Source organism: Blautia sp. NSJ-175, assembly GCF_022867815.1.
GTDB lineage: Bacteria > Bacillota > Clostridia > Lachnospirales > Lachnospiraceae > Blautia > Blautia celeris.
On the sequence record NZ_JALIFQ010000012.1, the window covers coordinates 158,529 to 170,289 of the forward strand.

The window sequence follows — 11,761 nt, forward strand, 5'->3', positions numbered from 1 at the left end:
TCCAATTCTTCTCCTTTTTATATACCTGCCATTACAGCTCCCATGATCAGGATAACCTCCAGTGCAAACCACATGAGAAACAGCTTCCAGATAAATTTATACCATTTATTCATCCCGATTCCCATGACACCGCACATCATCGCGCATCCGGTAGGCCAGAACATTTTTGAAAAGCCGTCGCCGAACTGGTAAGCTATGATGGCGATCTCACGATTCAGCCCCACAACATCAGCCAGAGGCGCCATGATCGGCACAGTCACAACCGCCTGCCCGCTTCCTGACGGTATGAAGAAATTGATCAGATTCTGTGCCAGCAGCATGGCAAATGCTGAAAACCCTGATGGAAATCCTTTCACGATATTTGACAGATATAAAACAGCCGTATCGATAATGTTACCGGAACTCATCACAACTTCAATGGAGCGTGCAAATCCGATCATAAGAACTGTAAATACCATGGACTTGGAAGACTCCACAAAGGAATCCGCGATTTTGCTGGGCCCCATACCGTTGATCAAGCCGGTTATGATCATACCGATAAAGAATACGGCTGCAAGCTGCTGCAGATAAAACCCAAACTTTGCCACGCCTATGGCAATGGTCATGATAATGATTCCGAATCCCAGCAAAGTGATCTTCTGTCTTCCTGTAAAGGGCATCTGCATAACCTCATCACGGCTTGCCGTGACGGTAGGTTCCGGTACACCATAGAGATAACTCTTTGTTGGGTCTTTTTTTATTTTCTTTGCATATTGCATTATGTAGAGGATCGTCACAGCCACGAAACAGACAAATGCCACGATGCGGAATGTGGTGATCTTCGTCCCAACACTGGGTATGCCTGCAATACTGCTGCCCAGGCCAACCGTAAAGGGATTTAAGATTGCAGCAGCAAACCCGACACCTGTACCCAGAATGACAATGGAGGAACCCACGATCCTGTCATATCCCAGTGTAATTGCAATGGCCACAAAGGCAGGAATCAGCCCCCATGCCTCCTCATTCATTCCGAATGTGGTGCCTCCCAGGGCAAAAAGTGTGAAAAATATGGGAATCAGAAAATAATCCTTGTCTTTAATTTTTCTAAGTATGGATCCCACCAGGGCATTCAGGGTCCCTGTGCTCATCAGAAGCGTTACATAACCGCATGCGAAAAGCAGGAAAAATATAATATCCGCTGCATTTACAAACCCCTGAAAAATACTCATGCAGAAAGCCCAAGGGCCGATTGGGTTAGCATCCACCCCGTGATAACTCCCCGGCACCACCAGTTCTCTTCCAAGTGCCGGATCCACAGCCCGGTCAAACTGCCCTGCAGGCAGTACCCAGGTTAAAATGGCACTGATGAGAACCATGGTCATCATGATCACATAGGCATGCGGCATAGAAAATTTGAATTTCCTCTCTTTTTTCATAAAAATCCTCCTCGTTTTCACTTTCGCACTGTAAACTACCAGTTATTTTAAGCACGCTTACAGAACCGTTCTTTTATAGTAGGATACCACTCTATCCGGATAAAGTCAATTGGCAGTAATTGCAGATAAAATTTACTGATTTTCGGAAATAATACACAAAAAAGTGTTTCGTTTATGGCGATTACCTATACCCCCTATGACAAAACATTTCAGAATATTAAGGATAAAATAGTGGAAATTCCCTATTTTAAATGTTATACTGTTAAATGAATTTATTTTATGTATGAGGAGGATTACAGAATGGCGAGAGGACGCAAAAAAGAGACAAGGACACTGGACGAACAACTGCAGGCAGTTATCGGGGAAATCGCCACATATGAAGAAAAATTAAAAGAATTGCGCCGCAGGAAAAAAGAAATCGAACAGAAAATCACGGAAGACAAAAAAGAGGCTTTATATAAAGCAGTAATGGAATCAGGTAAATCACTTGATGAAGTTCTCGCTAGTTTAACAAACGAGTAAAAACATAAGTGAGCCCTCCGGCCCGTTTCGCTCAAACGGCCGGAGGGCTCACTTATATCTGTGATTCTTATTCTTCTGTTTCTCTTTCAAAAATTATCTGATAGCAATTGCCGCCGTAAACGCTCACTTTTGGTTCCAATATCTGTTTTAAGCGCCAGCCATCGGCTGCTTCCCGGACGATCGCCTCCCTGCAGGCTTCAAAGGGAACCGGCGGCATCTCACCGCGTACGGTTTTTGCCTTTTCCTTCTTAACCGGCACAAGGGGAATCTCAATAAATTTGTATTCATACTTTTTCATAAACTGTCTCCTTTTTTTGTCAGCACAGGATATACCCGCAATATCCTTTCTCTGTTTTTATGTATCTCACATTGACCTTCTTTCCTACCTTATAGGTTCTGTCTGTGATTCGCACATGTAATCTCAAAACTATTATACCTTTTTTATCCCTCGGAAACAATCGGTAAAACAAGATCTCCAAAACACAAGCATGCCATTACGCCCCGTATCCATTAACAATTCCGCAATACACAGATGCTGCCGTACCCAAACTGCCATATGATGCCGAACCGGGGATAGAAACCCTCCTGATCATGCCGAACTTAGCTGTGACTGTCCTGCTTGCAAATACCATATGTAAGATCAAAAAAATAACAGAAGAATTCGTTGACCTTTTAGGTAAATAAAGTTATAATAGATATTGATCTGATAGGTAAACAGCAGGAAGGAGTTTATCATGCCCGCAAAACTATTAAACATGGAGCCTCAAAGAAGAGATGCTGTGTTAAATGCCGCGCTAAAAGAATTTTCATCGCAGGGCTATGACAAGGCATCCACAAATATCATTGCAAAAGAAGCCGGTATATCCAAAGCACTCATGTTTCACTATGTGAACAGCAAACAGGAACTCTATCTTATTGTACATGATTATTTTTCCAATCTGATAAAAAAAGAGTATTGGGAACAGATGAATTTTGATGAAAAGGATATCTTTGCCAGACTGCAGCAGTCCTATCTCCTGCAGCTTAAATTATCCGAAAAGTATCCCTGGATTTTAGAGTTTAGCAAGCTCTCACACACAGAGAATTCCGACACTGCCAGGCCGGCCGACTGCTATCCGAAATTATTTGACAATATAGATGAAACAAAATTCAGAAAAGGATTAGATATTGAAACCTGCAAGCAGTTTATCTTCTGGTCCAATGTCGGCTTTACGAATGAGATACTGAAAGAGATCCGAAGCATGGAAGTGGCTCATATAGACAGTGACGCTTTCATACGCAGACTGAATCATTACTTTGCAGAACTGCGCAAGATATTTTATACATCGGAAACTGTTTAATATGCTGCCTAAAACTCTGCAATCTAATGTGAGGTGCAAAATGAGTGATGTGAATACGCCTGTCATTGTTGATTTTCCCCTGAGGGGTGAGTGGATGTCTCCCAATACCCCCGGAACTCGGGTCCCCAGCCACGGCACAAACCGTTTCGGCACGCGATATGCCTATGATTTTTTACAGGTGGACTGGACACGCAGAGGCCATCCGAATTATCGGGTGCACTGGCTTTCCTACCTGCTCTTCGGCGTCTCCCTGAGCAAATGCTATTGCTGGGGAAAAGACATCTATGCCCCCTGCAGCGGTACTGTAGTTGATGCAAAAGATTTTTATAAAGAAAGAAGACGTGCATTTTTTCTTTCTGATATTTTTATTGCTTTAAAAAGTGCACATTTTTTTCGCCCCCGGAGAGACAGCATACAGTCTGTCACAGGCAACTATATTATTATAAAATATGATGACCACATCTATGCCGCGTTTGCACATCTAAAATACGGCTCTGTCAAGGTCCGAATAGGACAGAAGGTAAAAAAGGGAGACCTTTTAGGCTGCATAGGACATTCCGGCAATTCCTTTTTTCCTCATCTGCATTTTCAGCTCATGGACAGTGATGATATGTGTTCAGCCAAGGGGATTCCCTGCGCGTTTGCCAATTACGAAGTATTTAAAAACGGCGAATGGGAAACAATAACCAACGGTATTCCGACCGACAAGGACAGAATTCGATTTTGAGCATCTGTGCCTTTCGGCTTCCGAAGAAACTTATCTGCACTCTGGTCCATCTTGCCTCTTTTATCAAACTTTTCCCATCTATCACATACATTCTCCGCCAAATCTTTTAAATAAGCGACGACCTGTTCTGCCGCTAATGCATCATTCATAATATTTCCATCCTTTTTTATAGCAGCTGCTGCTATACTCGGCATACTTTCAATAAGAACGTGCCGTAAGCTGCATTTTTATGTAAAGGAACCTTGACAAAACCCATATAGTAGAATATACTAAAATTGTAAAGGAAACTTGTCATAACATCAGATTGGATCACACGAAGGATATAAGAAAACCTTGAAGAGAGGAGGTATTATGTGGAAAACAGAGTTGAAGAATTAAGAAAAAAAGCTGGCATGAACCAGGATGATTTCGCAAAAGCAATTAGAGTTTCAAGACAAACGATCAGTTCAATCGAAACAGGGAAGTATAATCCTTCATTGGAACTGGCCTTTACGATTGCAGATTTCTTTGACACAAGCATAGAAAAAATTTTTATTCATGAAAGGGGTTGTCAAAATGAAAAAAAGTAATTTAATCACAGGAATCGTGTATTTATTGGCAGGAATCGTTTTTCTGGGCACCGCATTATTGACTGATACAAAATTAGATGGTTTATTTTTCGGTTTTGCAGGCGCCGGTATCATCCCCGGAATCATGATGATATTTAAATATTGCTATTGGTCCTCTCCGAAAAATAAAGAGCGTTATGCTGAAAAACTGGAAAATGAAAAAATCGAATTACACGATGAATTAAAAGAAAAGATGAGAGACAAGTCCGGAAGATACGCATATACGGCAGGACTTTTTGTGATTGCGGTCTCCATGATGCTCTTTGCAGTCTTAAATTCTCTGGAAATCGTACAAACAGGTAATATTATCGTTTTAGTCCTGGGCGGATATTTAGTCTTTCAGATTGTGATTGGTATTGTGATATTTAATCACTTAATGAAAAAGTATTAAATATATGTTCCTGCTCATTTAAATCAGTGCCCTCAAAGTTAAAGAAAAACATTCACGCAAATCCACCTTTGGCGATAGGATTTTTGCCTGGCTGCTAAGCGGATTCTTACGGTCAGCGCATTTCTGCGCTGACCTGCTGAATTTCATGACACGACCAGAAAAACAGCTTACAGGATTAACCTATTCTAATCGCTTTAAAGACTTTGATTGATGAATCTGGAAAAAGTATTGAGAAAGTGAAAAAAACTATTCCCTACCACTACTGAATAATAATTGATAGTCTTTTGAGACTCGCTACTCTCTTCAGCAGCATATACCATGCTACTATTTAATGTGGATATTATTAACAATGTTGCTATAGACATACTCAACAATTTTTTTGATTTTTTCTCATATATTACGTTCTCCTTTTTCTTATTTGACAACAAATAATACAAATTACAACTTCTAGGCATAAAACACCTTTTATAACCAACGTAAGTATCATGGTCCTTCCATGTCCTTCAGTTATGACACCTGTATAATTTTCATTACGCTCAATAAGATCAGCTGCTTTTTCCTCAAAATCACTTCTTGCTGAATATTCATACATATTATTATTCCACATAATACTATATAATTCTGTTTTATCTCTGCAGAATAGTATAAATATAGTTATTAATGGTACTATTAGTCCTAAAAATTTATTCTTTTTTAAAGATAAAATCGTATGTAAAATCAGCAACAATACTAAGATTATATAGAAAATGCTAACCATAATACATCTCCTTCACGCATATCATAATAACTATAGTATACGGTATTTTAGATGAACTGACCTATAACTGGTATCGCCTATCTTTCTAATTAATAATTCATCTTATGTATTTTCACAGTACGAGTCAATGTATAAAACACCCAGAAAATAGACGCAATTAAAAAATAAGTCGTATGAAGTACAGGAAGCGTTCTTGTGACGAATGAAGCGGCATCTTTACTAATCACTTTTTCCAAATTATCACGCAACAGACTAATTGGATAATAAATTTGATTATATGATTTCAAATCAATCAAAATCAATAACACGCAAATAGTCACAATTTGAATCGCAATATTTTTCAAATTTTCTTTTTTTGTTATATGGCTATTTCTGATGAATAATGAAAGCAAAATCCCTCCAACCACCATCAGTACACATATTAACACAAACCATACCATGCTATTATTGGTTATACATGCTATTACCATATTACAAAGATAAAATAAAACAAATGCAAATAAGTATAAACCCAATGTTTTTAGTATCTGGTATAGAACATTTCTCATTTAATTCATCTCCAATTAGTCTGAATGTTTAATTTAATGGCTTAATATTCGTAAGCGAACATCTGTGCCGTATCCGGTATTACATTCCATATCTAAATATAAGATTAAGCCTATGTAAGACCCATATCCGGCTCCGTAATAAGTAAACGCATTAATGGTAGGATATGCAATTCTGTAATTCCCACTGGTAGAACCATAATCTACTTGTCTCCAATTAGGAAAATCACTTGTCCTACTAACCCATTGTCCACTAACCCCGTACAACTCATTTAGCGGACCAAAATTATCTATCCATATCAAAGTTCTATAAGCAGTAATTCCATCTTGAGTTACATACTCCTCATTATATACTTGCTCAGATGCTACTGCAGTTAATGCGTATAAATTACTACTCTCTTCATTGGCAGAACGCGTGACTGTTCCCAAATCCCTTATTGTCGCCTTTATTTTTAAATCAGTTACATTTCCATTTTCATCTGTCGAAGTCGCAATGCAGTTATCCAATATTTCTTGTATGATTGCACATCTGAGATTCCAGCCTCTGCTCTTTCAAGTTCAATAGTATCACCCAGCGTATTTACCAAAGACATACATTATTGTCGAAAAGCAAATTCACTTGCGGCTTTAGCGACTTCTGCATCAGTTGCTGTACCCACAGGCACAACAGATGAAACACATAATAGCCCTATAATTATCAAAGAAATGATTCGTTTTTTCATATACTTCTCCTCTCAAAACAGTTAATAACCACCACTCACTAAGATGACGTATAATTATTTTCGAAAATTCACTTTTATAAAAATAGACATGTTCTATAGCCGTTTGGTAGAATTAAGTTACCACACAAAAATCTCACAAAGGAGGCTATAAAACATGTCTGATAACATTATACAACTCAACGAGGATTTAATAAAGCACGATTTACGAGATTTAGTCCGCTCCAGTGTTGAGGAAACTCTCAATGCCCTGCTTGATCATGAAGCAGAAGAGTTAGTAAATGCTGAGAAGTATGGGCGTTCTGGTAATCGTAAAGGGTACCGTTCCGGCCATTACAACCGTAACTTCCTGACCACTGCTGGGGATGTCACCCTAAAAGTTCCTAAACTAAAAGGTGTTCAGTTTGAAACTGCTATTATCGAACGGTATCGCCGCAGAGAATGCTCTGTTGAAGAAGCCCTTATCTAGATGTACCTTGCCGGTGTTTCTGTTCGCCGTGTTGAGGATATCACAGAATCTCTGTGGGGAACCAAAGTGTCTCCCGGAACCATCAGTAACCTTAACAAAAAGGCCTATGAACACATTGAAACTTGGCGTACAAGACCACTGACAGGAGAATATCCATATGTTTATGTGGATGGTGTATATCTGAAACGCAGTTGGGGCGGTGAGGTTCAAAACATCTCCATCCTTGTTGCAATCGGCGTTAATCAGGACGGTTGCCGTAAAATTATTGGCGCAGCCGAGGGCATGAAGGAAGATAAAGAGAGTTGGCGTTCCTTCTTTATCTGGCTCAAAGAGCGTGGTTTATATGGTGTACGCCTCATCATAGGTGATAAATGCTTTGGTATGCTTGAAACAATCCCCGAAGTGTTTCCTGATGCAAAATATCAGCGTTGTACTGTACATTTCTACCGCAACATCTTCTCTGCAACACCACGCAAATGTATGAAGGAAGCAGCCATGATGTTAAAGGCAATTCATTCACAGGAATGTAAATCAGCAGCCCGTGAAAAAGCTGCTCAGGCAGCCCAAAAACTCCGTGAAAGGAAGCTTTCCGCCGCTGCCAAGAAACTAGAAGACGGTATTGATGAAACACTTACATATATGGATTTCCCCAACCAGCACTGGAATCGAATCCGTACCAATAATACAATTGAGCGTCTCAACCGTGAAATCAAGAGACGAACAAAAGCGATCTGTGCCTTCCCGGATGGGCAGAGTGCTTTAATGCTCGTATGTGCCAGACTCCGTCATGTAGCAGGCACCCAGTGGGGTTCCTCCCCATTGGAATCGCCTTTTTTATTGATAAATAGTCATTAATTATAATATTTATTCCATTTTCATCTGATATATCCGAAGCATAAAATGAGACTACATCACCCGTCTTAATCTGATAGTTTCTTGACGGTGTACTATAGTCAGGATGAATATATGGCGATAATAATACCAGATGACTTTTTACTATAACGTTGTCATCCACTTGTATTTCTTCGTATTCATAGTCAAATAAATCCGTAATTTTAATTATAAGAGTATGCTCATCAATTATCTGAATCACTTCACCTTTTAATTCTTCTAAATTCAAATCTCCTGGTCCACTCGACAAATTAGATATGTAATGAACATTTATACTTTCTCGAACCATATAAACTATGACTATTAATGCAATAATTGAAAATATGAGGCATATGCATAATTTAATTTTTTTAATCAAGGTAAACCGGAACTCCTATAAAAGTAGTTTGATATTTATCCATAAAACTAGTTGTATCCATATTTAAATATTTAGTGTAGCTATCCCAACCATTTGCCACCTGAAGATAATGTCCCTCATTTGTTATTATTCTATATCCGTCAACTGTAATTGTATGACCATGACGGTCTCCCCCTACATTAAGACCATATGAAAAAGTTTGCTGTCTTGGAGCATTAACTGTCACCCTTATAACTTCAAATGATGGGTTTGAGTTTTGGGTATATGATATATCTTTATTTAAATATGTTTTCATATAATTTTTCATACCTATCCCGATATTTCCATTTGTTGTTGTTCCTAATATGTTACCATTTTTATCAGGACTCGTTTCCGGATCTTCAACTGTGTTAGTTTTTGTCCAAAGATTATTAAATGTTGTGGCTAAAGTACCATGCATTGTCCCAGATTGAGCACAAATATTCAATAAAGCTACAACAGCACATGCATATCTATGAGTATCTTTTTCAACTGAGTGCTTGAATGACAAACGACAGTTCCTATGCCACCAGCCCCTGAAAAAGAGTGAGGTATTTGACTGTACTCTAAAAATATATCATCGTTTGGATAGCTTGACATAACTGATGGTATTACAGCTTCTAGTATAGTGAACCATCCACGCTGCAAGACAAACTAACAGACTTATCAATTGTTTCTAAAATAGTGTTTCCATAAAAATGTGTACCTGTAACTCTTGCTGTTGCTATATTTCCACTGCGGCTGGAAGAACAATCTGTGTTCTTCCAAAAACTGGTATATGAGTCAGCATCCACATAAGCACTTGTGCACCTCACACTATTACCTGTGTATGCAAAACTTCCTGTAACTTTCACATACCATAAAGCCGTTCTATTACTGTAATATGTTGACGTTTTTGAACCTGATTTAGTTCCGTTACCATACAGAGCAATTGGTGATTCTGCTAAAACAGTCTCTATATAATCAACATTTTCAAGATATTCTCGTTCAACACTAATAATGTTTTCTTGTGTATCTGTTGGAGCTGCTGAAACCACCACCACTTGTAAACATAACATCATTATAACCGATAAGATCCCAACTAATTTTTTAATTTTTTTTATAACTATCCCCCTCCTCAATAATAATTACTTCTTTATCAATAATAGTATTTTTACACTCAATATATAACCTATAATAAAATAATCCCCAGACAAAACAACAGCAAAGAACTACTACACTTAAACCTAACACCACCCATTTTCTTAAATGTTTTTTATTTATGCTTGATATTAAATAATCTGGGGTTTGTCCGGCAATATATTCACAAAAAACTTCCTCTGGCCGTCCAAACACTTCAACCAATTCTTCGTATGTACATCCCGGATTTTCTTTTACATATTCTGTTAAATTGAATTTTAGATTTGTTAAAAACCTCCCATTCATATAATTTACGTTTAAGAATAATTCTCTCAATATCTTATAATACTTTTTCGCACAATTATTTCTCATATAGACCAATTCCATACTATACAACATCCTCCTGCGATACCTCATGGGGAACGTAATCCAATACCATATGGACAGCTTTTTCAAATTCATCATAACCTTCAAGCATATATCCTAACACTTCTCTTCCGGCATCTTCTATGTGATAATATATACGAGGAGGCGTATCGCCAACGGCCCGCTTATAATCTGTTATGTACCCTTTACTCACTAATCTATCAAGTGATGTATACATAGAACCATTTGTTACCTCAATTACACCATTTGTTACCTTTTTTAAAATCTGTGAGATTTGATACCCATAACAATCTCCTTCAACAAGAATTCTTAAATACAAAAAATCCATTATTCCCTTTTTAAATCCATCACAATATCTCACATTTTCACCTCTTTCTATATACTATGTTAAAATGAATAGTCGTAAATGTCAATAGTAGTTTTTATTTATATTAAAAACAACAATATTATCTAGTTAAAACTAATATTAATTAGGCATTTTGAACACTTTCATCAAACAATTAACCATCAGAAACACCGGTCAAATAACTTCTGCATTAAGGACTGTAATTATGCAGTCTTTTTTTAATATTCATAATCATATGGATTACGCCAACGTCTACCATAGTTTGGAATCGCCACCCTAGTTTCAGATTCGCTCTTATACAGCCTTGTTGTTCTTAACCTGATACCCTCTTTTCCAGCTCCATACTTTAAGACGCAAAATTTACCTTGCACGGTTTCTATTATACCCTGTACAGGAATGCAATAGCCTTGCAGAAACCAGCACTCTAAACCTACGTATATTTATAGCCATTATAATGTTCTGTCGAAACGATCCTATCTATATACACGTCTATGTGTCCTTCGGCAAGCCTTAATCTAACACGCAAGGGTTTTTATTTCACCTCGGCAGTTAAACGTGGCTATGACGCATACAGAATTTTTAGAAACCGGATATGAAGCTCTGGGTGTCTCGAACACTGGTCCATCACACAAATGTGCTATGCAATAAAAAATAAGCAGTAATATAAAAATAAGATATATCTTACTCTTATATCACTGCTTACCAAAGGATTCAAACGGTCATATTGACTCATATCAACATACAGCCATTTTCTCCTTTAATTATAAAGTTTTCTTAACAGGGGATGAGGGATTCGAACCCCCATCGACGGTTTTGGAGACCGGTGCTCTACCATTGAACTAATCCCCTATATCCTATCTATTATTATACATAAAATAGATTTTCTTTCAAGACTTTTTTTCAAAAAAAACAATTTTCTGAAATGTACCTTCAAAACCGCATATACAAAACTCAAAAACCTTTTTTCAACTCCGCCGTTCGCACTTCCGTGCTCAGGTCAAGCCCTCGACCGATTAGTAGCAGTCAGCTACATACATTGCTGCACTTCCACCTCTGCCCTATCTACCTCGTCGTCTTCAAGGGGTCTTACTTCTTTAAAGAATGGGATATCTCATCTTGAGGGGGGCTTCACGCTTAGATGCCTTCAGC

The 11,761-nt window shown here is 38.1% G+C and carries 13 protein-coding genes, 1 tRNA gene, 1 rRNA gene and 1 pseudogene; 6 read left to right on the top strand and 10 right to left on the bottom strand.

Annotated elements, in window-relative coordinates; genetic code table 11:
• Positions 1 to 17: 17 nt before the first annotated feature.
• Positions 18 to 1,415, bottom strand: a complete 1,398-nt coding sequence (locus tag MUB35_RS18900; RefSeq protein ID WP_148393573.1) for a YfcC family protein — start codon at positions 1,413 to 1,415, stop codon at positions 18 to 20.
• A gap of 300 nt (positions 1,416 to 1,715) precedes the next feature.
• Here MUB35_RS18900 and MUB35_RS18905 point away from each other — a divergent pair, with 300 nt between their 5' ends.
• Complete coding sequence (locus tag MUB35_RS18905; RefSeq protein WP_033144071.1) at positions 1,716 to 1,937, top strand: hypothetical protein; 222 nt, start codon at positions 1,716 to 1,718, stop codon at positions 1,935 to 1,937.
• A 67-nt stretch (positions 1,938 to 2,004) separates the two neighbouring features.
• Here MUB35_RS18905 and MUB35_RS18910 read toward each other — a convergent pair whose 3' ends face one another.
• Positions 2,005 to 2,235, bottom strand: a complete 231-nt coding sequence (locus tag MUB35_RS18910) for a DUF4177 domain-containing protein (RefSeq protein WP_033144072.1) — start codon at positions 2,233 to 2,235, stop codon at positions 2,005 to 2,007.
• A 436-nt stretch (positions 2,236 to 2,671) separates the two neighbouring features.
• Between MUB35_RS18910 and MUB35_RS18915 the strand changes: the two genes are divergently transcribed.
• From MUB35_RS18915 to MUB35_RS18930, 4 genes are all read left to right on the top strand, one after another.
• Positions 2,672 to 3,277: a TetR/AcrR family transcriptional regulator gene (locus MUB35_RS18915; RefSeq protein ID WP_199687331.1), complete on the top strand. Its 606-nt coding sequence runs from the start codon at positions 2,672 to 2,674 to the stop codon at positions 3,275 to 3,277.
• Between the two features lie 40 nt (positions 3,278 to 3,317).
• Positions 3,318 to 4,004 carry a peptidoglycan DD-metalloendopeptidase family protein gene (locus MUB35_RS18920; RefSeq protein ID WP_187370679.1) on the top strand — a complete coding sequence of 229 codons (687 nt, stop codon included), beginning with the start codon at positions 3,318 to 3,320 and terminating at the stop codon, positions 4,002 to 4,004.
• A 353-nt stretch (positions 4,005 to 4,357) separates the two neighbouring features.
• Positions 4,358 to 4,573 carry a helix-turn-helix transcriptional regulator gene (locus MUB35_RS18925; protein WP_033144073.1) on the top strand — a complete coding sequence of 72 codons (216 nt, stop codon included), beginning with the start codon at positions 4,358 to 4,360 and terminating at the stop codon, positions 4,571 to 4,573.
• Positions 4,560 to 5,003, top strand: coding sequence for a hypothetical protein (locus MUB35_RS18930; RefSeq protein ID WP_244806626.1), 444 nt, complete (start codon positions 4,560 to 4,562; stop codon positions 5,001 to 5,003). Before MUB35_RS18925 ends, MUB35_RS18930 begins: the two co-directional genes overlap by 14 nt.
• 397 nt (positions 5,004 to 5,400) lie before the next feature.
• Here the strand turns inward: MUB35_RS18930 and MUB35_RS18935 are convergent, their stop codons facing one another.
• Together MUB35_RS18935 and MUB35_RS30505 are read right to left on the bottom strand one after the other, a co-directional pair.
• The gene (locus MUB35_RS18935) at positions 5,401 to 5,760 is read right to left on the bottom strand and encodes a hypothetical protein (protein WP_244806627.1); all 360 of its coding nucleotides are present in this window, start codon (positions 5,758 to 5,760) and stop codon (positions 5,401 to 5,403) included.
• A gap of 1,141 nt (positions 5,761 to 6,901) precedes the next feature.
• Complete coding sequence (locus MUB35_RS30505; RefSeq protein WP_255786139.1) at positions 6,902 to 7,027, bottom strand: hypothetical protein; 126 nt, start codon at positions 7,025 to 7,027, stop codon at positions 6,902 to 6,904.
• Positions 7,028 to 7,181: 154 nt separating this feature from the next.
• Here MUB35_RS30505 and MUB35_RS18940 point away from each other — a divergent pair.
• A pseudogene (locus tag MUB35_RS18940) lies at positions 7,182 to 8,348 on the top strand (IS256 family transposase).
• A 386-nt stretch (positions 8,349 to 8,734) separates the two neighbouring features.
• On the opposite strand, the gene MUB35_RS18945 reads toward MUB35_RS18940, so the two are convergent.
• The 6 genes from MUB35_RS18945 to MUB35_RS18970 form a co-directional block, all read right to left on the bottom strand.
• On the bottom strand, positions 8,735 to 9,271 hold the full coding sequence (locus MUB35_RS18945; RefSeq protein ID WP_244806628.1) for a hypothetical protein: 537 nt from the start codon (positions 9,269 to 9,271) through the stop codon (positions 8,735 to 8,737).
• Between the two features lie 109 nt (positions 9,272 to 9,380).
• Positions 9,381 to 9,881: a hypothetical protein gene (locus MUB35_RS18950; protein WP_244806629.1), complete on the bottom strand. Its 501-nt coding sequence runs from the start codon at positions 9,879 to 9,881 to the stop codon at positions 9,381 to 9,383.
• Positions 9,850 to 10,266, bottom strand: a complete 417-nt coding sequence (locus MUB35_RS18955) for a hypothetical protein (RefSeq protein ID WP_103733235.1) — start codon at positions 10,264 to 10,266, stop codon at positions 9,850 to 9,852. Before MUB35_RS18955 ends, MUB35_RS18950 begins: the two co-directional genes overlap by 32 nt.
• A gap of 1 nt (position 10,267) precedes the next feature.
• On the bottom strand, positions 10,268 to 10,627 hold the full coding sequence (locus tag MUB35_RS18960; protein WP_054353843.1) for a PadR family transcriptional regulator: 360 nt from the start codon (positions 10,625 to 10,627) through the stop codon (positions 10,268 to 10,270).
• 763 nt (positions 10,628 to 11,390) lie between these two features.
• A tRNA-Trp gene (locus MUB35_RS18965) sits at positions 11,391 to 11,461 on the bottom strand.
• A gap of 144 nt (positions 11,462 to 11,605) precedes the next feature.
• Positions 11,606 to 11,761 (bottom strand): 23S ribosomal RNA (locus MUB35_RS18970); the annotation flags it as partial.